Here is a 21,937-nt window from a genome sequence, read left to right as displayed (position 1 = left end):
GCTCAGGCCAGCGAGGCCAGGGCCGCGTGCACCATGACGCGGACGCCGACCAGGAGGGCGCGCTCGTCCAGGTCGAACGCCGGCTGGTGCAGGTCCTGCTGCGGGCCTTCGCCGGACCACACGCCGAGCCGCGCGAACGAGCCGGGCACGTGCTCCAGGTACCAACCGAAGTCCTCGCCGCCGGAGGACTGCTCCGTGCCGGCCAGCGCGTCGTCGCCGAGCGCCGCCTCGACCCCGGCGCGCAGCAGCATGGTGCTCTCCCTGTCGTTCACCACGGGCGGCACGCCGCGCCGATGGTGCAGGTCGAAGCCGACGCCGGTCGGCGCGAGCAGCGCCTGCACCAGGTCCTTCATCAGCGGTTCCAGCTCGGCCCAGATGTCCCGGTCGCCGGTGCGCAGCGTGCCGCGCAGCACGCCGTCCTGCGGGATCGCGTTGGCCGCCTCGCCCGCGTGCACCGCGCCCCACACCAGCACGGTGCCCGAGCGCGGGTCGACCCGCCTGGACAGCAGCGCGGGCAGGCCGGTGATCACGGTGCCGAGCGCGTGCACCAGGTCGGCGGTCAGGTGCGGCCGGGAGGTGTGCCCGCCAGGCGAGGTCAGCCGCAGCTCGACGATGTCGCTGGCCGAGGTGATCGGCCCGATGCGGGTGCCGACCCTGCCGACCTGGAGCCTCGGCGCGCAGTGCAGCCCGAAGATCCGCTCGACGCCGTCGAGGCCGCCGGCCGCGAGCACGTCCAGCGCCCCACCGGGCATGACCTCCTCGGCGGGCTGGAAGATCAGCCGCACCCGGCCGGGCAGTTCGGTGGCCGAGGCCAGCGCGAGCGCGGTGCCCAGCAGGATCGTGGTGTGCGCGTCGTGCCCGCAGGCGTGCGCTGCACCGCCGACGGTCGACGCGAACGGCAGGCCGGTCGCCTCGGTCAGCGGCAGCGCGTCGATGTCCGCGCGCAGCGCGACGCACCGCGGCCCGCTGCCGACGTCACAGATCAGGCCGGTGCCGCTGGGCAGCGCCCTCGGCTTGAGGCCGACCGAGCGCAGCAGTCCCGAGATCAGCTCGGTCGTGCGGTACTCGTCCCTGGACAGCTCGGGATTCGCGTGGATGTGCCTGCGCCACGCTATGACCTCACTCGAATTGGCGGCCAGCCAGTCGTCCAACCATGACGGCCCTCGCCCTGCGCCGAGATCCTCCACAGTGGACATGCTGAACCCACGGTCGGTGAGCAGCACCTCGGGGTCCCCCTTGGTCGAAGTTTCGCAACCCTCGGGCAGCTCGGGTCGCGAGTCGAGCACCGTCATGCCACGCCTCCCGAAGTCGCGGACCTTTCGGCCAACGCGGACAGCAGCCTGGACCGCTGATGGGCGTCGGAGGCCGCGGCGATGGTGGTCAGCGCCATGGCGAGCGCGCCGTCGAGAACGGCACGGTCGGCGGACGCCGAAGCACAGGCGGCCGCGAACTCAGTTTGGTGGTTCACCGCGTCTCCGCAGTCGATTGCGAGGGTCGGATGGATGGCGGGCAGCGCGCGGGTGACGTTGCCCATGTCGGTGCTGCCGATCCGCAGGAGGAGTTCGTCCTCCGCACTGATCGGGCTTCTGCCGATTTCCCCGACCGCGCGCCGATACGCCGCGGCGAGCCAGCTGTCCGGAGACAGTTCGGCGTAGGTAGGCGAGAGTTGCACGATCTCGTGCGTGCAACCAGTGGCTAGCGCACCGGCCTCGAAACAGTTCCTGATGCGCTTGTCGAGACGTGCGAGGGAGTCGAAGTCGGCCGCACGCAGGTCGAACACGGCCGTGGTGTGGTCCGGCACGATGTTGGAGGCGGTGCCTCCCCGCGTGACGATGCCGCTGACCAGCTGGTTCGGTTCGAGGTGCTGGCGGGCGAGCCCGATGGCGACCTGCGCGACCGTGATCGCGTCGGCGGCGTTCACCCCGAGCTGCGGCGCGGCGGCCGCGTGCGCGGCGCGGCCCCGGTAGTGCACCTCGAAGTCGACGATGGCCAGCGAGGTGGACGCGCAGGACTCGAAGGGCGCGGGGTGCACCATCATCGACAGCGCCACGTCGTCGAACACGCCGCGCTCCAGCAGCAGGATCTTGCCGCCGCCGGTCTCCTCGGCCGGGGTGCCGATCAGCTTGACGGTGATGCCGAGCCGGTCGGCGAGGTCGCGCAGGCCGAGCGCGGCCCCCGCGGCGGCGGCCGCGATCACGTTGTGACCGCAGGCGTGGCCGACCTCGGGCAGCGCGTCGTACTCGGCGCACAGGCCGACGACCAGCTCACCGGAGCCGTAGGTCGCGGTGAACGCGGTGTCCAGGCCGCCGACCGCGCGCTCGATCTCGAAGCCCTCGGCGCCCAGCAGCGCGACGATCTTGTCGACGCTGCGATACTCGCGAAAGGCCAGCTCAGGCTCCGCGTGGATGCTGTGGGAGAGGCCGATGAGGGCGTCCGCATACCGCTCTACCACTGAGCGAAGGGTCGCTCCGAAATCGGTGCTCATGTGCATCCATCCTGCATCAGCACGCAGTACTCGACGCGCAGGTTCAGCGTTCAGCCGGCAACCGGTCGCAGCACTGCGCCGAGCGGCGAACGAGTTTCGGCCTCGCTGAAGTCATCCCCAGTGTCATGGTCAACTCGGCGACGGATCACGCCCGCCCGCGCCGCGAGGCCCACGATTACCGGTCGACGGTAGCGCGAGACCGCCCACTCTTATAGCGGATTGACAGAACCTGCAACTCGGCAGATCTGTTCAGGCAGGATAGCCGAACCGTTCAGGAAGACTTCTTGCGCTTGGCGCGCAGCTTCCTGCCGTAGTAGACGATCGCGAGCAACACCACCGCGATCCCGCCCACCCAGACCTTCTTCTTGGCCTCCGCGCTCATCGGCTGCGCGGGCTGTTGCTGGTTGTCGAGCTTCGGCCCGGGTGGGGCGGTCGCGTCGGTCGTCTGCTCGTGGGCGATCCGCCCCGCCTGCGCGACCTGCGTCACATGCCCGGCGGACGCTGCCACGCCCGCAGGGCCGGCGGCGCTCGCCGTGCCGGCAGCGCCCGCAGCGAACAGCCCGAACAGCAGCCCGAACAGGCAGAGCACCAGCCACCGTGGCACCGTTCGCATGGCCGGCCCCCTCCCGCTCGCGACGCTGACGACCGCCCCATCCTGTCAGAACGAACAGGTCATCCGGCAGTCACTTCAAGATCGTCCGGAGCGCCTCAGGCGACGCCGAACAGGTGGTCCAACGCGAGTTGGTCCAGACGCTCGTAGTGCATCCCCCGTCCGGCGGCATCCTCGGGATCGAACGCCTCGGCGCGCAGCTCGGCCAGGCTCTCGCCAGCGCCCAGCGTCGGCTCGGCCAGCCCGTCCACCCTGGAGTCGGCCAGCGCCTGCTTGACCGAGGGATCGGCGCGGAACGCGGCGGCGCGCTCGGCGAACACCAGGTAGTTGCGCATGCAGGCCGCCGCGGACGCCCACACGCCTGCGTCGTCCTCGGTCCGCGCCGGCTTGAAGTCGAAGTGCCTCGGCCCGGTGTAGCCGCCGCGTTCGAGCAGGTCCACCAGCAGGAACGCGGTCTTCACGTCGCCGTTGCCGAAGCGCAGGTCCTGGTCGTAGCGGGGGCCGTTCTGCCCGTTGAGGTCGATGTGGAACAGCTTGTCGTGCCACAGCGCCTGGGCGATGCCGTGCACCACCGAGAGGCCGGCCATCTGCTCGTGCCCGACCTCCGGGTTGAGCCCGACCAGCTCGGGGTGGTCGAGCTCGCCGATGAACGCCAGCGCGTGGCCGATCGTGGGCAGCAGGATGTCGCCGCGCGGCTCGTTGGGCTTGGGCTCCAGCGCGAAGCGGATGTCGTAGCCCTGTTCGCGGACGTAGCCGCACAGCAGGTTCAGCGCCTCGGCGTAGCGGTCCAGGGCGGCGGCGACGTCCTTGGCGACCGGCGACTCCGCGCCCTCCCTGCCGCCCCACAGCACGTAGGTGGACGCGCCGAGCTCGGCGGCGAGGTCGAGGTTGCGCAGCACCTTGCGCAGGGCGAAGCGGCGCACGTCGCGGTCGTTGGCGGTGAGGCCGCCGTCCTTGAACACGGGGTGGGCGAACAGGTTCGTGGTGGCCATCGGGACGACGAGGCCGGTCTCGTCGAGCGCCTTGCGGAACCCGGCGATCCTGGCCGACCGCTCGGCGTCGCCCGACCCGAACGGGATCAGGTCGTCGTCGTGAAAGCTGACGCCCCACGCGCCGAGTTCGGCCAGCTCGTGCACCGTGCGCACGGGGTCAAGCGGCGCCCTGGTCGCCACGCCGAACGGGTCGACGCCCTGCCAGCCGACCGTCCACAGGCCGAAGCTGAACTTGTGCTCGGGGCGGGGCTGATAGCTGCTCGCGGTCATTGCGGGCTCCTCGGGTCTGGGTCTGGATCTGAGTCGTCGGTCGGGGCGAGGGTCGGGTCGGCGAACACGCGGTCGAGGGCGGCGTGGGCACCGCCGAGGACGGCCGCGGTGAAGCCGAGGTCGGACAGCAGCAGGCGGCAGCCGCCGCAGTCGGGGGCGAGCACGCGGGCGGCGAGTTCGGCGCGGGCCGGGGGCGCGAGCCACTCGCCGAGCAGCGCGAAGTAGCCGCCGAGCACCACGGCGGCCGGGTTGAGGACGTTGACCAGGATCGACGCGCCGACGCCAAGATCGGTGCCGATCCGGTCGAGCGCGGCGAGCGTGCGGGCGTCGCCTGCCGCCGCGCGGTCCCGGACGAGCAGCAGCCGGGTCTCCAGGTCCGTCGCCGGGTCGGCCACCGGGTCGCCAGGCGGGGCGACCTCGCGGAGCAGCGCGGCGAGGCCGACCTGCGTCTCCCAGCAGCCCCGGCGGCCGCAGCCGCACGGCAGGCCGACCGGGTCGAGCGGCAGGTGGCCGACCTCGCCGGTGAACCCGGTGGCCCCGCGCAGCAGCGCGCCGCCGGCGATCACGCCGCCGCCGACACCGACCTCGCCGGTCAGGTAGAGCAGGTCGGGTGTGCCGGCGGCGACCCCGGCGGCGTGCTCGGCCAGCGCGGACAGGTTGGCGTCGTTGTCCACGAGCACCGGCCGGCCCGCCAGCCGGCCGGCGAGGTCCTCGGCGAGCCGGGCCTCGCGCCAGCCAAGGTTCGGCGCGAGGCGCACGACGCCGTGGTCGACGTCGACCAGCCCGGGGACGGCGACGGTGATGCCGGCGACCCAGCCGTCGGTCGCGGCGAGGCCTTCCTTGGCGAGCGCGGCGAGCAGGTCGACGGCCCGGTCGTAGCCGGCGCCCGCGAGGTCGACGGCCACCCTGCGCTGCGCGATCGTCCCGCCGGCGACGTCGAGCACCGCGAGGGCGGCGTAGTCGACGTTGGCCTCCAGGCCGATGCCGCAGACCGCGCCGGGCCGCAGCTCGACGAGCTGGGCGGGCCGCCCGTGGCCGGGCGCGACCTCGCCGAGCCGCACCAGGCCGCGCCCGGTCAGCTCGGCGACGAGGCTGGAGGCGGTGGCCTTGGTCAGGCCGGTGCGCCGGGCCAGGCCGGCGCGCGAGTGCGGCCCGTGGGCGCGCAGCGTGCCGAGCAGCAGGGCGAGGTTGGCCCTGCGCAGGCCGAGCTGGTCGGAGACCGGTGGCGCCGTCACGGACTTAGTTTAACGCCCCAACTAAGCCCGTGGACAAGCCCCCGCGCGGATCAGGCGCCGTGCACCTGCCGCCGCACCGCCGTGTAGGCCGCGCGAACCGCCGCTCCATCGGCGTCGTCGGCGACCTCGTGCCGCGCCGACGGCACCGGCCACGCCGGCGGCTCCGCCGAACCGGCCAACGCCCACGCCGCCTGCCGTGCTGCGCCCAACGCCACGTACTCGGCGGGCTCCGGCACGTCCACCGGGACGCCGAACAGCAGCGGGGCGACGGCCCGCACCGCGGCGGAGCGCGCCGCGCCCCCGATCAACAGCACCCTGCGGGGCGCGACGCCGACCTCGCGCAGCGCGGCCAGGCCGTCGGCGAGGCCGCAGAGCATGCCCTCGACGGCCGCGCGCGCCAGGTTCTCCGGCGTGCAGTTCGCGCGGCGCATGCCGGTGAGCGTGCCGGCCGCGTCGGGCAGGTCGGGGGTGCGCTCGCCGTCGAGGTAGGGCAGCAGCACGAGCCCGCCGGCACCGGGCTCGGCGGCCAGCGCGAGCGCGTCGAGGCCGGCCAGGTCGGTGCCGAGCAGCTGCGCGGTCGCGGTGAGCACCCTGGCCGCGTTGAGCGTGCAGACCAGCGGCAGGAAGTGGCCGGTGGCATCGCAGAAGCCGGCGACCGCGCCGGTCGGGTCGGCGGTCGGCCGGTCGGCGACGGCGAAGACCGTGCCGGAGGTGCCGAGAGAGACGACCACGTCGCCGGGTTCGAGCCCGAGGCCGAGCGCCGCGCCCATGTTGTCGCCGGTGCCGGCGGCGAGCAGGACGCCGTCGCGGGTGCGGCCGGCCGCGTCGGCCGGGCCGAGGATCCTCGGCAGCTGGGGGGTTCGACCGCCGAACGCGTCGGCGAGCACGTCGGGCAGCCAGCCGCCGTCGGCCGGCGAGAAGTAACCGGTGCCCGACGCGTCGCCCCGGTCGGTGGTCGGTTCCGCCTCGGTGCGCGGCGATTCTTCTTGCGCGGCAACGGATGCGCCGGCCAGTCGCCAGGTCAGGTAGTCGTGCGGCAGCAGCACGCTGGCGACGCGGTCGGCGTTGGCCGGTTCGTGCTCCGCGAGCCAGGCGAGCTTGGTGACGGTGAAGCTGGCCACCGGGACCGAGCCGGTGCGCCGCGCCCAGGCGTCGGGCCCGGTCTGGCCGACCAGCCTGCGGGCCTGCGGCGCGGACCTGGTGTCGTTCCACAGCAGCGCGGGGCGGACCTCGGCGCCTGCCGCGTCGAGGGTCACCAGGCCGTGCTGCTGGCCGGCCACCGCGATGGCCTCGACCGGGCCCGGCGCGTCGGCGGCGGCCAGCGCCATCGCCTGCCGGCAGGCCGCCCACCACGCCTGCGCGGGGACCTCGGTGCCGTCGGGATGGTCGGCCCTGCCCTCGGCGAGGACGCGGCCGGTGCCGGCGTCCACGACGATCGCCTTGGTGGACTGCGTTGACGAGTCGATCCCCATAACCAAGCTCATGACGCAGCATCCTGCCTCTCCGTGCGGTGTATCGGTCAAGTCCGTCAGGCGACGGTGACGGCGACCAGGGCGAGGGCCGAGGCGCCGAAGACGACCGCGTGCCGGACGTTCTGGAGGACCCACACCCAGGCGGGGAAGCCGGCCTCGGAGGCGGTGAGCAGGGCGGGCACGTCGATGCCGGCCAGCATCGGGTCGCCCTTGCGCCGGAAGGCCGCCTGCACGGACTTCACCGCGGTCAGCTGGCTGTAGAGGATCACGCAGTTGCCGAGCAGCACGATCGACCCGAAGATCCAGGTCAGCAGCTGGCCCCAGCCGCTGCCGGCCAGGTTGAGCCCGGCAAGGACCAGCATGATCGCGGCGACCGAGGCCGGGACGGCGGTCTCGTGGCCGCTCGCGTCGAACCTGATGTTGTTCTCGGCCAGCACGGTGACGGGGACGCCCTGGCGGCCCAGCTCGGCCTCGGCGGCCGTCTTTGCGGCGGTGCCGAAGCGGTGGCGGACCAGCGGGATGCTCACGAAGGCGGCGGCGACGAGCAGCTGGGAGATGGCGGCGACGGTGTTCACGGGGTGTCTCCTCGGGGGTTCGGATCGACTTGCACTTTGTTCAAGTAGAACGTAGCCCACGGCTTGAACGGCGTGCAAGTACTTTCTTGAACTATGTGCAAGCCGCTCGCGATTGCCCTATCGTTGGCGCATGCCGCGCGACACCCTGACCAGGGAACGGATCATCCAGACCGCCATCGAACTGCTCGACGCCGACGGCCTGGAAGGCCTGAACATGCGCAGTCTCGGCAAGCGGCTCGACTCCGCGGCGACAGCCGTCTACTGGCACGTGAAGAGCAAGGACAACCTGCTGGTGCTCGCCGCCGACCAGCTGTGGCACGAGATCGCGCTGCCCGACCTCGGCACGGTCGACTGGCGCACCGCGGCCACCTCGATGGCCACCGAGCTGTACGCGATGTTCGACCGGCACCCGTGGCTCGTGCAGGCCTTCTCCGCCCACCTCTTCTACGGGCCCGGCAAGGCGCGCCACGACGACCACAACCTCGCCGTCTACGAGGCCGCCGGGTTCGTCGGCGCGGAGGCGGACCTGGCCACCGCGGCCGTGTTCACCTTCGTGCTCGGCAACGCGGCTGGCGCGGCGGCGACGGCCTCGCTGACCAGGCGGCTCAACCAGGACGGCGGCAACGCCGAGGAGCGGTTCCGCGACACCATGGCCAAGGCGCGCGACATCGCCATGGACTTCCCCCGGCTGCGCGCCCGCCTGGAGAACCCGGCGGCCGCCGACTACGCCGCCGGACCCGACAGCGGCTTCGAGTACGGCCTGCGCACCATCCTCGACGGCCTCCAGGACCAACTCGCCGACAAGCCCCGCTGACGCCCCGACGGAACAGCCGACCAGGGAACCGCCGGTTTCCGCCTACGCCCCAACGGAACCGCCGGCCACGGATCCGCCGGTTTCCGCCGCGGGGACACTGCCTACGTGCCGAAGGGTCCGCCGAACGCGCCGAGGATGCGCTCTGCGGCGAGCGTCGCGGTCAGCTCGCCGTCGCGCACCTGCCGTTCGAGCTCCGGGGTCAGCGCCCGCACCTCGGGGTGCTCGCGCAGCCTGGTCAGGAGCTGGTCCCGCACCATCGACCAGGTCCAGTCGACCTGTTGGCGCCTGCGCCGCTCGGCCAGCTCGCCCGTGCGGCTCAGCGTCTCGTGGTGCCGCCGCAGCTGCTCCCACACCGCGTCGAGGCCGGTGCCGGTGAGCCCGCTACAGGTGAGCACCGGCGTCGTCCAGGACGCGTCGGGGACGCGCAGCAGCCGCAGCGCGCCGGCCAGCTCGCGGGCCGCGGCGCGCGCGTCCTGCTCGTGCTGGCCGTCCGCCTTGTTCACGGCGACGACGTCGGCCAGCTCCAGCACGCCCTTCTTGATGCCCTGCAACTGATCGCCGGTCCTGGCCAGGGTCAGGAACAGGAAGCAGTCGACCATGTTCGCCACGGCGATCTCGGACTGTCCGACGCCGACGGTCTCCACCAGCACCACGTCGTAGCCGGCCGCCTCGACCAGGACGATGCTCTCCCGCGTCGCCTTGGTGACCCCGCCGAGCGTGCCCGAGGTCGGCGACGGGCGGATGAACGCGGCGGGATCCCCCGCCAGCCTGGCCATCCTGGTCTTGTCGCCGAGGATGCTGCCGCCGGTCCTGGTCGAGGACGGGTCGACGGCCAGCACCGCGACCCGGTGGCCTGCCTCGGTGAGCATGCTGCCGAGCGCGTCGATGAACGTCGACTTGCCGACGCCGGGCACCCCGGTGACGCCGATCCGGTGCGCGCCGCCCGCGCGCGGCAGCAGCTCGACCAGCAGCTCCTGCGCCTGCGCGCGGTGGTCGGCGCGGGTGGACTCCACCAGCGTGATCGCCCTGGCCAGGACGCCCCTCGACCCGGCGAGCACACCGGCCGCGTACTCGCCGACGTCGACCGGCCTCGCCACGGCGGTCAGCCGGCGTGGCCGAGCTGCGCGGCGAGTTGCCGCAGCAGGTCGGCCGCCGCGTCGGCGATCACGGTGCCCGGCGGGAAGATCGCGGCGGCGCCCGCCGCCCGCAGCGCGTCGAAGTCCTGCGGCGGGATCACCCCGCCGACCACGATCATGATGTCCGCCCTGCCCAGCTCGGCCAGCTCGGCGCGCAACGCCGGCACCAGGGTGAGATGCCCGGCCGCCAGCGAGTTCACGCCAACGATGTGCACGTCGGCCTCGACGGCCTGGCGCGCGACCTCGGCCGGCGTCTGGAACAGCGGGCCAACGTCCACGTCGAAGCCGAGGTCCGCGAACGCCGTGGCGATCACCTTCTGGCCCCGGTCGTGGCCGTCCTGCCCCATCTTGGCCACCAGGATCCTCGGCCTGCGCCCCTCCGCCTCGGCGAAGGCGTCGACGCTGGCCCGCGCTTCGTCCACATTGGACACCGAGCCGACCTCCTCGCGGTAGACCCCGGAGATCGTCCTGATCTGGCCGGAGTGCCGACCCCAGACCTTCTCCAGCGCGTCGGAGATCTCGCCGACGGTGGCCTTGGCGCGCGCCGCGTCGATGGCGAGCGCGAGCAGGTTCTCGTCCGGGCTCGCCGCCGCGTTCGTCAACGCCCGCAACGAGTCCTGGCACGCGGCCTCGTCCCGCTCGGCCCGCAGCCGCCGCAGCTTCTCGATCTGCTGCGCCCGCACGCCCGCGTTGTCGACCTTGAGCACGTCGATCTGCTCGTCGCCGTCGAGGCGGTACTTGTTGACGCCGATCACCGGCTGCCGCCCCGAGTCGATCCGCGCCTGGGTGCGCGCGGCGGCCTCCTCGATGCGCAGCTTGGGGATTCCGGCGTCGATCGCCTGCGCCATCCCGCCGGCCGCCTCGACCTCGGTGATGTGGCCCCAGGCCCGCTGCGCGAGGTCGTGCGTCAGCCGCTCGACGAAAGCGCTGCCGCCCCACGGGTCGATCACCCTGGTGGTGCCGGACTCCTGTTGCAGCAACAGCTGCGTGTTGCGGGCGATGCGCGCGGAGAAGTCCGTCGGCAGCGCGAGCGCCTCGTCCAACGCGTTGGTGTGCAAGGACTGCGTGTGCCCCTGGGTCGCGGCCATCGCCTCGACGCAGGTGCGCACCACGTTGTTGAACACGTCCTGCGCGGTCAGCGACCAGCCCGAGGTCTGGCAGTGTGTGCGCAGCGACAGCGACTTGCTGTTGCGCGCCCCGGCCTGCTTCACCAGCTTCGCCCACAGCAGCCGGGCGGCCCTGAGCTTGGCCACCTCCATGTAGAAGTTCATGCCCACGGCCCAGAAGAAGGACAGCCGGGGCGCGAACACGTCCACGTCCAGCCCGGCCGCCATGCCGGCCCGCAGGTACTCGACGCCGTCGGCCAGCGTGTAGGCCAGCTCCAGGTCGGCGGTCGCGCCGGCCTCCTGCATGTGGTAGCCGGAGATGGAGATCGAGTTGAACTTCGGCATCCGCTGCGAGGTGAAGGCGAAGATGTCGGAGATGATCCGCATCGACGGCTGCGGCGGGTAGATGTAGGTGTTGCGGACCATGAACTCCTTGAGGATGTCGTTCTGGATGGTGCCGGCCAGCTGCTCCGGCGCCACGCCCTGTTCCTCGGCGGCGACGACGTAGAGCGCCAGGATCGGCAGCACCGCGCCGTTCATGGTCATCGACACGCTCATCTGGTCAAGCGGGATCCCGTCGAACAGCTGGCGCATGTCGTAGATCGAGTCGATCGCCACGCCGGCCATGCCGACGTCGCCGGCGACCCTGGGGTGGTCGGAGTCGTAACCCCGGTGCGTGGCAAGGTCGAACGCGACCGACAGCCCCTTCTGCCCGGCGGCCAGGTTGCGCCGGTAGAACGCGTTGGACTCCTCGGCGGTGGAGAACCCGGCGTACTGCCGAACGGTCCACGGCTGCGTCACGTACATCGTCGGGTACGGGCCGCGCAGGTACGGCGCGATGCCGGGATAGGTGCCGAGGAAGTCGACGTCGGCGAGGTCGGCCTCGGTGTAGACCGGTTTGACACCAATGCCTTCCGGCGTCTCCCACACCAGCGCGTCGGCGTCCTTGCCGGTCGCCTCGCGCAGGGCGGCCCGCCAGTCGTCCTGGCTGCCGGCCGACGGCTCGCCGAGCCCGATGTCGGCGAAGTCCGGGATCTGAGTCATCACGCCACCCCGAGAATCGCGAAGCTGTTGGTGAGCACGTCGAGCGCGGGACAGCGGGTGAACACGAACTCGTCCACCCCGGCCCTGCGGTAACTGTCGGTCGGCGTGCCGACGAGCAGCACGCGGGCCGCGCCGGCCTGTTTGAGCGCGGCGGCAACGCGTTCCGCCTGGTCCACATAGGACTTCTCGCTGCCGCACACGCAGGCGATGCGCGCGCCGCTCGCCTCGAACGCGGCGAGCACCTCCTCGACCGAGCCGGTCGCGCCGGCGCTGACCGTCTCGATTCCGCCCGCCTGGAACAGGTTCGCCGCGACGGTGGCCCGCGCGGTGTGCGCGGACACCGGACCGAGCGTGGCCAGGAAGACCGACGGCCGGCTGCCCGTGGCGGCCAGGTGCGCGTCGGCGCGGTCGCGCAGGTCCTCGAACGCCTGCGCGTAGCGGATTCTCGGCAGGCCGCCCGTCGGCTCGGCCGGGGCAGGTGGCCGCGACACGGGCTTCTCCGCCAGGTGCGGGAACTCGCTGACGCCGGTGATGGCGTCGGTGCGGTTCGCGATGTTGGCCGAGCGGGCCGCCCAGGTCTCCGCGAGCTGCCCGGCCACCAGGCCGGACGCGAGCGCGGCCGGCAGCCCACCAGCCCGCTCGATCCGCTGGAACCAGGCCCACGCGGCCCGCGCCAGCTCGTCGGTGAGCCGCTCCACGTACCAGGAGCCGCCCGCCGGGTCGATCACGGCGGCGAGCCTGGACTCCTCCAGCAGCAACGACTGCGTGTTCCTGGCGATCCGGCGGGCGAAGTCGTCGGACAGCCCGATCGCCGCGTCGAAGGGCAGCACGGTCACGGAGTCCGCGCCGCCGAGCCCCGCGCCGAAACAGGCGATCGTGGCGCGCAGCAGGTTCACCCACGGGTCGCGGCGGGTCATCATCGCGGTGGACGTCACGGCGTGCTGCGCCTGCGCGCCCGAGGGACCGGCCGCGCCGGACACCTCGGCGACCCGCGCCCACAGCCTGCGGGCGGCCCGGAACTTCGCGATCGTGAGGAACTGGTCGGCGCTGGCGGCGTAGCGGAACTCCAGCTGCCCGCACGCCTCGTCCACGGACAGGCCCGCGCCGGTGAGCGCCCGCAGGTAGGCCACGCCGGCCGCCAGCGAGCAGCCCAGCTCCTCCGCGTCGGAGCCGCCTGCCTCGTGATAGGGCAGGGCGTCCACCACGATCGAGCGCAGCGCGGGGAACTCCCGCGCGGTGCGCGCCGCAAGGGCCGCCGCGTCGTCGAGGCCGCCGGCGACACCCGTGCGGGCCTGCACGCCGATGGGGTCCGCGCCGAGGTTGCCGCGCACCTCGGCGGCCGGCACGCCCCGCTCGGCGTACAGGCGGAGCAGCGCGTCGGCCGCCTCGGCGAACTCCGCGCCCGCGTCGAGCACCACCGGGGCCAGGTCGAGGTAGACGCCGTCGAGCACCCGGCCGAGCGCGGCGACGGGCAGGCCGTCGCCGCCGAGCCGCAGCCACACCGAGGTGACGCCGTGTTCGAGGTCGGCGAGCACCGCGTCGCGGGCCGCGGCCGGATCGGGGTTGTCGTGGCGCTGCCGAACGTCCCAGCCCGAGGTCACTCCGCCCTGCGGCCTGCTCCCTCTGGTGAACGGCGGCAGGCCGGGCAGCCCGGTCGGCGGGACCGCGTCCTGCGCGGTGTACAGCGGCGCGATCGTGACGCCGTCGTAGCTGCGCGACGCGATCAGGTCCTCGATCGGGCCAGCGTGCTGGTCGACGTCGACACCGGACCTGCGGAGCACGCCGTCGACGAGCGTCCGCCACTGCTCCCTGGTCGGCTCGGGAAATTCGGCGGCCAGCGCGAGCTCACCAGACGGCTCCGTCATGCTCCGCAATGCTACTGAACGGTAGCGGTGTCGCTATGTGAGGTGCGCCGCTGAATCAATACCCCACTCGACGCCGCCTCGCGGGAGCACTGTTTGGCACCGGGCCCGGCGCGACCTGTGCAGAATGGGCGTGTGGATCCCGAGCAGCCCGAGTCGCAGCGCATGATCGCCGAGCGCTATCGGCTACGACACGTGCTCGGCAGCGGCTCGATGGGCCGCGTGTGGGCCGCCTACGACGAGATGCTGCACCGGCCGGTCGCGGTCAAGGAGGTGCTGCTCGCGCCGGGCATGCCGGCCGGGGAGGCCGACGCGCTGCGCGAGCGGACGCTGCGCGAGGCGCGCGCCATCGCCGTGCTGTCCCACCCGAACCTGGTCGTGCTGCACGACGTCGTCCGGCAGGACGGCGAGCCGTTCGTGGTGATGGAGCTGGTGCCCTCGCGCAGCCTCAACGAGGTGCTGCGGGAGCACGGGCCGCTGGGCGTCACGGCGGTCGCGGTGGTCGCCGACGCCATCGCCGCCGCGCTGGAGGCCGCGCACCGGGGCGGGGTGACGCACCGGGACGTGAAGCCGGGCAACGTGCTGGTCGGCGAGGACGGCATGGTCAAGCTGACCGACTTCGGCATCTCCCGCAGCGTCGCCGAGGTGACCATGACCAGCAGCGGGATCATGCTCGGCTCGCCCGCGTTCATGGCGCCGGAGGCGGCGTCCGGCGGCGTCGTGACCCCGGCGGCCGACCTGTGGGGGCTCGGCGCGACGCTGTTCGCCGCCACCGAGGGCCGCCCACCCTACGATGTGGACAACGACGCGCTGGCCACCGTCAACGAGGTCGTGCACGGCGAGGTGCCCGAGCCGGCCAACGCCGGCGAGCTGGCCCCGGTGATCGCCGCGCTCATGGTGAAGGACCCTCGGGCGCGGATGCCGCTGGTCGAGGTGCGGCGGCAGATCCGGTCGCTGCTGCCCGAGCCGGGCACCCAGGCGTTCCCGACGGCCCCGGTCTCGGCCGCCAAATCGATCAAGGTGTCGCTGCCGCGCAAACCGGTCATCCCGCCGGACGCCCCGCTCGCCGCCGACCCCGGCCCGCTGCCGTTCCTGGTTCAGCAGCCGCCCGCCGAGCCGCCCGCGCCCGCCTGGACACCGCAACCGCCACGCCGTGGCCCGCTGGTGCGGACGCTGCTGGTGTTGGTCGCGCTGCTGGTGTTCGCCGGGGCAGGCGGCGCCGGGTTCGTGCTGACCAGGACGGTCGGCGGGCTCGCGCTGCTGCCGCCGGCGCCGCCACCGGCGGCCAAGCCGCCCCCCTCGGCCGCGCCGGTCACCCAGAGCCCGCTCGTCAAGCGCACCGTCTCGGCGCACCAGTACAACGGCGGGCCCGGCGCGGACTTCAGCGTGCTCGTCGACCCCGACTGGTCGGAGTTCGTGGAGCCGAGGCAGGACGACGGCTCCATGCCGCCGAGCACGGTGGTGCACTTCGTCGCGCCGGACGGCCAGCACGAGCTGATGGTGCAGCGCTTCCCGCAGTACTACCCGGGACTCGGCATCAACGCCTACGTCAAGCACGTCCAGCAGAGCTGGCCCAAGGGCGACTACGTGCCGTTGCAGCAGGACCCCGACACGACCCCCAGCGCGAGCGGTGCCGCGCCCGAACCGGCGCGCACGGTGGCGTACCGGACGGTGGAACGCGGGGTCGGCAGCTCGACGCAGCACGAACAGGGCAGGTCCCACTACGTGCGGCTGGAGCCCAACGCCGGCGACCTGTGGGTGATCGAGGTGTCCATGCCGACCGAGCAGGAGCAGGCCGTGCAGGACCTGTTCAGCAAGATCTGGCCCTCCTTCGCCCCGGCCTGAGCCCAGCCCCTGCCGCTGTCCCCGCCCAGGCCTGACGCTGGTCCACGGGTTGGCGCTGCGCGCCCGAAACGCCCCGAGTCGTTAGGCTGCCGACCGTGACCGGTATCAACGACGACACGACCAGCGCCAGCAGCACCGCCGAGCCCGAGGAGCTGGCCCAGCAGGCCGCCGCGGTGCTCGCCGAGCGGACCGGCGTCGCCAAGCACGACGTGGCCGTGGTGCTCGGCTCCGGCTGGCGGCCAGCGGCCGACCTGATCGGCACCGCCAACGCCGAGGTGCCCATGGCCGACCTGCCAGGGTTCGCCGCGCCGGCCGTCACCGGCCACGGCGGCACGATCCGCTCGGTGACCGTCGGCGACTCGCAGGTGCTCGTGCTGCTCGGCCGCACCCACCTCTACGAGGGCAAGGGCGTCCGCTACGTGGTGCAGAACGTGCGCACCGCCGCCGCGGCCGGCTGCCGGGCGGTCATGCTGACCAACGCCGCTGGCGGCCTGCGGCCGGGCATGCGGGTCGGCCAGCCGGTGCTGATCAGCGACCACCTCAACCTCACCGCGACGTCCCCGCTGGTCGGCGCGAAGTTCACCGACCTCACCGACCTGTACTCGGCGCGGCTGCGCGGCCTGGCCAGGGAGATCGACCCGACGCTGGAGGACGGCGTGTACGCCGGGCTGCCCGGCCCGCACTTCGAGACTCCGGCCGAGATCAGGATGCTCGGCACGATGGGCGCGGACCTGGTCGGCATGTCCACCGTGCTTGAGGCCATCGCGGCGCGCGCGGCCGGCATCGAGGTGTTCGGCCTGTCGCTGGTCACCAACCTCGCGGCCGGCATCACCGGCGAGCCGCTCAACCACCTCGAGGTGCTCGAGGCCGGCCAGGCGGCCGCGGCGAAGATGGGCGAGCTGCTGCGCGAGCTGGCGGCCAGGGCATGACCCTGCAACCCGCGCTCCGGGACGCCACGTTCCGGTGGATCGCCGGGGACCCGTCGCCGGAGGCGCGCGCGGAGCTGCAAGCCGTGCTGGCCAAGGCGATGGGCGGGAACGCCGAGGCGCTCGCCGACCTCGCCGACCGGATGTCCGGGCCGCTGACGTTCGGCACGGCCGGGCTGCGCGGCCCGGTGCGGGCGGGCTCGAACGGGATGAACCGGGCCGTGGTGGTTCGCGCGACGGCGGGCCTCGCCAGCTGGCTGCTGGCCAGCGGTCACGGCGGCGGCCTGGTGTTCGTCGGGCGGGACGCGCGGCACGGCTCCGAGGAGTTCGCGACCGCCGCCGCCGAGGTGCTCGCGGCGGCCGGCTTCGACGTCAGGGTCCTGCCGGGGCCGCTGCCGACCCCGATGGTGGCGTACCTGGTGCGCAACGAGCACGCCGTGGCCGGCGTGCAGATCACCGCGTCGCACAACCCGCCAGCCGACAACGGCTACAAGCTGTACCTGGCAGGCGGCGGGCAGATCGTGCCGCCCGCCGACCGGCAGATCGAGGCGGCCATCGAGCGGATCGGCGAGGCGGTCACCGTGCCGACCGCGTCGACCTGGCGGCCGGTCGACGAGTCGCAGCTGGCCGGCTACCTGGACCGGATCGCCCAGCTGCCAAGGGGTTCGGCGCGGGAGCTGCGGGTCGCGCTGACGCCGATGCACGGCGTCGGCGGTCAGGTCGCGGTCGAGGCGCTCAGCCGGGCGGGCTTCACCGACGTGCGGGTGGTGCGGGAACAGGCCGTGCCCGACCCGGACTTCCCGACGGTCGCGTTCCCCAACCCCGAGGAGCCCGGCGCGGCGGACCGGCTGCTGGCTCTGGCCGAGGAGTCCGACGCCGACCTCGCCATCGCCCTCGACCCGGACGCGGACCGCTGCGCGCTCGGCGTCCGGCAGCCCTCCGGCGAGTGGCGGATGCTGCGCGGCGACGAGACGGGCGCGCTGCTCGGCGAGCGCGTGCTGTCCACTCTGGACAGTGCGACGCACCCAGACCCGTTGGTGGCCACCACGATCGTGTCGGCGTCGCTGCTGAAGTCCATTGCGGCGGCGCACGGCGCCCGCTACGACGAGACGTTGACCGGCTTCAAGTGGCTGGTGCGGGCCGGCGACGGCAAGGGCACCGGCCTGGTGTTCGGCTACGAGGAGGCGCTCGGTCTCTGCGTCGACCCGGACACCGTGCGGGACAAGGACGGCATCTCGGCCGCGGTGCTGGCCTGCGACCTGGCGGCGACGCTGAAGGCCGAGGGCCGGTCGCTGCTCGACGCGCTGGACGACCTGGCCGTCGCGCACGGCGTGCACCTGACCGACCAGGTGTCGCTACGGTTCACCGACCTGAGCCGGATCGGCGCGCTGATGGCGCGGCTGCGCGAGAACCCGCCGACCGAGCTGGCCGGCGGCGCGGTGACCGTCGAGGACCTGCTGCCGACGGCCGACGTGCTGCGGCTGCGCGGCGACGGCCTTCGGGTCGTGGTGCGGCCGTCGGGCACCGAGCCGAAGCTCAAGTCGTACCTGGAGATCGTCGAGCCGGTCGCCGCCGCGGCGGACCTCGCGCCGGCCAAGGCCCGCGCCGCGGACCGACTGTCCGCCCTCCGCAAGAACATCGCCGAGCTGCTCGCGGACTGACCTGTCGTGAAGGGTCCCTTCCTGACGCCCAACGTCCTGAAGGGACCCTTCATGGCATGCGGACTCAGGTGGCCAGCATGACCAGCAGCGACACGAACGCGATCGCCAGCGCGACGCCGGCCACCACGTAGGGCCGCCGACCCGGTTCCTCGACCGGGCGACGGCTCCCCTCGGTGCAGCCCGACAGTGCGACCTTGCCGAAGGCGTAGCTGAGCGAGGTGAGCGCGAAACCGAACGCGCCGATCATCACGCTCGCCGAGTAGGGCGCGTGGTCGATCCACGGCCACACGGCGAGCAGCAGCAGCGGCAGCCCGATCAGGCCGGTGCCGACCGCGAGGCCGGAGCCGAAGATGACCCGCTTGCGGCGGCTGCCCGAGAGCGTCGATGAGATGTCCACGGTGTTTTGGCCGACCCCCTGACGGGATACACCCCCGTCTGCTTCTTCCATATATACCAGGGAAGAACGCGCCCACTCGCGGCGGGAGGGCGGCACCGGGGCCGGGCGAATCGGGCCAGGGGCACAACTCGACACGATTGCCGCCGGGGCTCGGTTGGCGCCAGGGTCGCGCAGCGGGCAGGGTTGGTTTCCGTGCCGAGACTGCTGATCATCCACCACACGCCGTCACCTGCGATGCAGGCGATGTTCGAGGCCGTCGTGGCCGGGGCGACCGACCCCGAGCTGCGCGGTGTGGAGGTGCTGCGCGTCCCGGCGCTGTCGGTCACCGTTGCGGACGTGCTCGACGCGGACGGCTACCTGCTCGGCACGCCGGCGAACCTCGGCTACATGAGCGGGGCGTTGAAACACGCGTTCGACACCGTCTACTACCCGTGCCTGGACGCGACCGGCGGCCGGCCGTACGGACTGTGGGTGCACGGCAACAACGACGTGACCGGGGCGGTTCGGGGCGTGCAGGGCATCTCGAAGGGCATGGGCTGGGCGAAGGTCGCCGAGCCGGTCGAGGTGACGGGCGAGCCGGGCAAGGCCGACCTGGCCGCCTGCTGGAACCTGGGGGCGACAGTCGCCGCCACGCTCATGCCGTGACGCCGAGGGTGTGGCCGTCAGCGGGTCGCGTGCTGGCTCACCAAGTCAACCAATGCCCACCAGTAAATTCCATCACCAGCACCACGGCGCCGACGGCCACCAGCAACACCGCGAGAGCGGCCAAAGCGATCAGGCCCCCCAGGACCCATTTCGCGATCTCGCGCGCTCTGGCACGACCGTCTTCCCCCGTCATGTCGGCCAGTGTGCTGCCCTACCGGGCCGGTCGTCGCGGAACGGCCCCAGCATGGGCTGATCGGCACCGGTCATCCTCCGCTGCACGGCGGCCCACAGTGCGCTGACCGGATCAGCGGCCGTGGTGAACTCGGACCGTCGCGAATCGCAGAAGGTGCGAACTCGCGACGGTCCGACTTCAGGGACACCTGCCGAGAACCGCCGCCTCGGTCAGCCGCCGACGAGCCGCATGCCCGCCTCGGGGTACCGCTCCCCGGCGACCTCGTCGACGGGGACCGCGTCCTCGATGGCCGCGAGGTCCGCCGTCGACAGCTCGACGAACGACGCCGCGACGTTCTCCTCCAGGTACTTGCGCCGCTTCGTCCCGGGAATGGGCACCACGTCCGCGCCCTGGTGCAGCACCCACGCCAGCGCCAGCTGGCCGGCCGTCACGTCCCGCTCGGCCGCGAGCGCCCGCAGCCGCTCAACCAGCGCCAGGTTGCGTTCCAGGTTGCCGTCGGCGAACCGGGGCTGGCCGACCTGCCGAAAGTCGCCGCTGCCAAGGTCGGCAGCCGACGTGATGCGGCCGGTGAGGAATCCGCGCCCGAGCGGCGAGTACGGCACCAGGCCGATGCCCAGCTCGCGGCAGGTCGGCACGATCTCCGCCTCGAGGTCCCGCGACCACAGCGACCACTCGGTCTGCACCGCCGTGATCGGGTGCGTCGCGTGCGCCCGCCGGATCGTGGCCGCGCCGGCCTCCGAAAGCCCGACGTGCCGGATCTTGCCCTCGGTCACCAGCTCGCCGAGCGCGCCGACGGTCTCCTCGATCGGCACGCTCGGGTCGACGCGGTGCTGGTAGTACAGGTCGATGTGGTCGACGCCGAGCCGCCGCAGCGACGCCTCGGCCGCCTGCCGCACGTACGCCGCGTCCCCGCGAATCGACCGGTCGGTCGGGTCCTCGCCGCGCACGAAGCCGAACTTCGTGGCCAGCACGACCTGGTCGCGGCGGCCGGCGATGGCCCGCCCGACCAGCTCCTCGTTGATGAACGGCCCGTACATGTCCGCGGTGTCCAGCAGCGTGACACCCAGGTCGAGCGCCCGGTGGATCGTGGCGATCGACTCGGTCTCGTCCGTCTCGCCGTAGAACTCGCTCATTCCCATGCAGCCGAGCCCCTGCGCGGAGACCTCCAGCGCGCCGAGCCTGCGGGTGGGCAGTGTGCTCATGGTGTTCAACTCCGACTCGTGTTCAACCCGACTGGGTAGGTTGGCGAACGCTCAGTGGCCGGACAGGCTTTCCATCTCGGGCGTGTACCGGCCGCCCGCGAAGGTGTCGGTCGGCGCGGCGGCCTCGATGGCCGCGAGGTCCGCAGCCGACAGCTCGACGAGGGTCGCGGCGACGTTCTCCTCCAGGTACTTGCGCCGCTTGGTCCCCGGAATGGGCACCACATCCGAACCCTGGTGCAGCACCCACGCCAGCGCCAGTTGACCAGCGGTGACGCCGCGCTCCCCCGCCACGGCGCGCACCGCGTCGACGACGTCGAGGTTGAGCTGGAAGTTCTCCTCGGAGAACCGGGGCAGGTTGCGCCGCATGTCGTCGGCGGCGAAGTCGTCGCGCGAGGTGATCTGGCCGGTGAGGAACCCGCGCCCGAGCGGCGAGAACGGCACCAGGCCGATACCGAGCTCGCGGCAGGTCGGCACGATCTCCGCCTCGATCTCGCGCGTCCACAGCGACCACTCGCTCTGCAACGCGGTGATGGGGTGCACGGCGTGCGCCCGCCGGATCGTCGCGGCGCTCGCCTCGGACATGCCGATGTGCCGGATCTTGCCGGCCTGCACCAGCTCGGCCATGGCGCCGATGGTCTCCTCGATCGGCACGGTCGGGTCGACGCGGTGCTGGTAGTACAGGTCGATGTGGTCGACGCCGAGCCGCCGCAGCGACGCCTCGGCGGCCTCCCGCACGTACGCCGCGTCGCCCCGGATGCCGGCGACCTTGCCGTCCTCGGACTTGACGAACCCGAACTTGGTGGCGAGCACCACCTCGTCGCGCCGGCCCGCGATGGCCCGGCCGACCAGTTCCTCGTTGGCGCCCTGGCCGTACTGGTCGGCGGTGTCGAGGAGGGTGACGCCGAGGTCGAGCGCCCGGTGGACGGTGGCGATCGACTCGGCCTCGTCGCCGGCGCCGTACGCCTGGCTCATGCCCATGCAGCCCAGTCCCTGCGCGGAGACCTCAAGCTCGCCGAGCCTGCGGGTGGGGAGAGAAGTCATGCGGAAGCCTCCTGGTGCAGATTGAGCCGCTCGTCGTTCTCGACGACGCACTGCTCGTAGTTCGTGATCTTGTGATTGAGCACGCCGAGGCACGACTGGAGCTCGGCGATGCGCTCCAGCACGGACGTCCGGTGCTCGACGAGGATCTGCTTGCGACGGTTCGTCGTGTGCGGTCCCCGGTGCCTGGCCTGGGCGTACTCACGCATCATCCGGATGGGCATGCCGGTGGTGCGCAGCTTGGTGAGGAACTCCAACCAGCCGAGGTCCTCCTCGGAGTAGTTGCGGCGTCCCCCGGAGTCCCGGGCCGGCGGTTGGACCAGCCCGATCCGTTCGTAGTAGCGCAGGGTGTCGATCGACAGTCCGCTGCGCTCGGCTGCCTGGGCGATCGAGTAGGTCACGTGACGACGGTAGAAGCTGGAGTGCACT

Annotated in this window: 20 protein-coding genes; 5 read left to right on the top strand and 15 right to left on the bottom strand. The window is 72.8% G+C overall.

The window, feature by feature from the left end:
- Positions 1–2: 2 nt before the first annotated feature.
- The 7 genes from F0L68_RS37880 to F0L68_RS37850 all read right to left on the bottom strand — a co-directional run bounded on the left by F0L68_RS37880 (position 3) and on the right by F0L68_RS37850 (position 7,639).
- Complete coding sequence (locus F0L68_RS37880; RefSeq protein WP_149854735.1) at positions 3–1,292, bottom strand: M20 family metallopeptidase; 1,290 nt, start codon at positions 1,290–1,292, stop codon at positions 3–5.
- Complete coding sequence (locus F0L68_RS37875; RefSeq protein ID WP_306463216.1) at positions 1,289–2,452, bottom strand: amidohydrolase; 1,164 nt, start codon at positions 2,450–2,452, stop codon at positions 1,289–1,291. Before F0L68_RS37875 ends, F0L68_RS37880 begins: the two co-directional genes overlap by 4 nt.
- Before the next feature lie 304 nt (positions 2,453–2,756).
- Entirely contained in the window at positions 2,757–3,098 is a 342-nt protein-coding gene (locus tag F0L68_RS37870) for a hypothetical protein (RefSeq protein WP_149854733.1), read from the bottom strand.
- A 95-nt stretch (positions 3,099–3,193) separates the two neighbouring features.
- On the bottom strand, positions 3,194–4,357 hold the full coding sequence (gene xylA, locus F0L68_RS37865; RefSeq protein ID WP_149854732.1) for a xylose isomerase: 1,164 nt from the start codon (positions 4,355–4,357) through the stop codon (positions 3,194–3,196).
- Positions 4,354–5,592, bottom strand: coding sequence for an ROK family transcriptional regulator (locus tag F0L68_RS37860; RefSeq protein ID WP_149854731.1), 1,239 nt, complete (start codon positions 5,590–5,592; stop codon positions 4,354–4,356). The genes xylA and F0L68_RS37860 overlap by 4 nt, the downstream gene beginning before the upstream one ends.
- Before the next feature lie 50 nt (positions 5,593–5,642).
- The gene (xylB, locus tag F0L68_RS37855) at positions 5,643–7,076 is read right to left on the bottom strand and encodes a xylulokinase (RefSeq protein ID WP_149854730.1); all 1,434 of its coding nucleotides are present in this window, start codon (positions 7,074–7,076) and stop codon (positions 5,643–5,645) included.
- 44 nt (positions 7,077–7,120) lie between these two features.
- Positions 7,121–7,639: a hypothetical protein gene (locus F0L68_RS37850; RefSeq protein ID WP_149854729.1), complete on the bottom strand. Its 519-nt coding sequence runs from the start codon at positions 7,637–7,639 to the stop codon at positions 7,121–7,123.
- A gap of 130 nt (positions 7,640–7,769) precedes the next feature.
- Here F0L68_RS37850 and F0L68_RS37845 point away from each other — a divergent pair, with 130 nt between their 5' ends.
- Entirely contained in the window at positions 7,770–8,453 is a 684-nt protein-coding gene (locus F0L68_RS37845) for a TetR/AcrR family transcriptional regulator C-terminal domain-containing protein (protein WP_149854728.1), read from the top strand.
- Positions 8,454–8,554: 101 nt separating this feature from the next.
- On the opposite strand, the gene meaB is transcribed toward F0L68_RS37845, so the two are convergent.
- From meaB to F0L68_RS37830, 3 genes are read right to left on the bottom strand one after another with little or no spacing between them, the layout of a single operon-like run.
- Positions 8,555–9,550 carry a methylmalonyl Co-A mutase-associated GTPase MeaB gene (gene meaB / locus F0L68_RS37840; RefSeq protein WP_149854727.1) on the bottom strand — a complete coding sequence of 332 codons (996 nt, stop codon included), beginning with the start codon at positions 9,548–9,550 and terminating at the stop codon, positions 8,555–8,557.
- Positions 9,551–9,555: 5 nt separating this feature from the next.
- Positions 9,556–11,739, bottom strand: a complete 2,184-nt coding sequence (gene scpA / locus F0L68_RS37835) for a methylmalonyl-CoA mutase (RefSeq protein WP_149854726.1) — start codon at positions 11,737–11,739, stop codon at positions 9,556–9,558.
- Complete coding sequence (locus F0L68_RS37830; RefSeq protein WP_149854725.1) at positions 11,739–13,604, bottom strand: methylmalonyl-CoA mutase family protein; 1,866 nt, start codon at positions 13,602–13,604, stop codon at positions 11,739–11,741. Before F0L68_RS37830 ends, scpA begins: the two co-directional genes overlap by 1 nt.
- Before the next feature lie 132 nt (positions 13,605–13,736).
- Here F0L68_RS37830 and F0L68_RS37825 point away from each other — a divergent pair, with 132 nt between their 5' ends.
- The 3 genes from F0L68_RS37825 to F0L68_RS37815 all read left to right on the top strand — a co-directional run bounded on the left by F0L68_RS37825 (position 13,737) and on the right by F0L68_RS37815 (position 18,033).
- The gene (locus tag F0L68_RS37825) at positions 13,737–15,446 is read left to right on the top strand and encodes a serine/threonine-protein kinase (protein WP_306463215.1); all 1,710 of its coding nucleotides are present in this window, start codon (positions 13,737–13,739) and stop codon (positions 15,444–15,446) included.
- A gap of 104 nt (positions 15,447–15,550) precedes the next feature.
- Positions 15,551–16,375 carry a purine-nucleoside phosphorylase gene (locus F0L68_RS37820; RefSeq protein ID WP_188317049.1) on the top strand — a complete coding sequence of 275 codons (825 nt, stop codon included), beginning with the start codon at positions 15,551–15,553 and terminating at the stop codon, positions 16,373–16,375.
- Positions 16,372–18,033 carry a phospho-sugar mutase gene (locus F0L68_RS37815; protein WP_149854724.1) on the top strand — a complete coding sequence of 554 codons (1,662 nt, stop codon included), beginning with the start codon at positions 16,372–16,374 and terminating at the stop codon, positions 18,031–18,033. Before F0L68_RS37820 ends, F0L68_RS37815 begins: the two co-directional genes overlap by 4 nt.
- 64 nt (positions 18,034–18,097) lie before the next feature.
- On the opposite strand, the gene F0L68_RS37810 is transcribed toward F0L68_RS37815, so the two are convergent.
- Positions 18,098–18,430, bottom strand: coding sequence for a hypothetical protein (locus tag F0L68_RS37810; RefSeq protein WP_149854723.1), 333 nt, complete (start codon positions 18,428–18,430; stop codon positions 18,098–18,100).
- 192 nt (positions 18,431–18,622) lie between these two features.
- Here F0L68_RS37810 and F0L68_RS37805 point away from each other — a divergent pair, with 192 nt between their 5' ends.
- Positions 18,623–19,075 carry a flavodoxin family protein gene (locus F0L68_RS37805; protein WP_149854722.1) on the top strand — a complete coding sequence of 151 codons (453 nt, stop codon included), beginning with the start codon at positions 18,623–18,625 and terminating at the stop codon, positions 19,073–19,075.
- A gap of 37 nt (positions 19,076–19,112) precedes the next feature.
- Here the strand turns inward: F0L68_RS37805 and F0L68_RS42875 are convergent, their stop codons facing one another.
- From F0L68_RS42875 to F0L68_RS37790, 4 genes are all read right to left on the bottom strand, one after another.
- Positions 19,113–19,268, bottom strand: coding sequence for a hypothetical protein (locus F0L68_RS42875; RefSeq protein WP_188317046.1), 156 nt, complete (start codon positions 19,266–19,268; stop codon positions 19,113–19,115).
- A 209-nt stretch (positions 19,269–19,477) separates the two neighbouring features.
- Positions 19,478–20,470, bottom strand: a complete 993-nt coding sequence (locus tag F0L68_RS37800) for an aldo/keto reductase (RefSeq protein ID WP_149854721.1) — start codon at positions 20,468–20,470, stop codon at positions 19,478–19,480.
- A 51-nt stretch (positions 20,471–20,521) separates the two neighbouring features.
- Positions 20,522–21,511 carry an aldo/keto reductase gene (locus F0L68_RS37795; RefSeq protein WP_149854720.1) on the bottom strand — a complete coding sequence of 330 codons (990 nt, stop codon included), beginning with the start codon at positions 21,509–21,511 and terminating at the stop codon, positions 20,522–20,524.
- On the bottom strand, positions 21,508–21,909 hold the full coding sequence (locus F0L68_RS37790) for a MerR family transcriptional regulator (protein ID WP_149854719.1): 402 nt from the start codon (positions 21,907–21,909) through the stop codon (positions 21,508–21,510). The genes F0L68_RS37795 and F0L68_RS37790 overlap by 4 nt, the downstream gene beginning before the upstream one ends.
- Positions 21,910–21,937 lie beyond the last annotated feature (28 nt).

It is taken from the genome of Solihabitans fulvus (assembly GCF_008386585.1).
Taxonomy (GTDB): Bacteria; Actinomycetota; Actinomycetes; order Mycobacteriales; family Pseudonocardiaceae; genus Solihabitans; species Solihabitans fulvus.
This window is presented reverse-complemented; position numbering and strand designations above follow the sequence as displayed.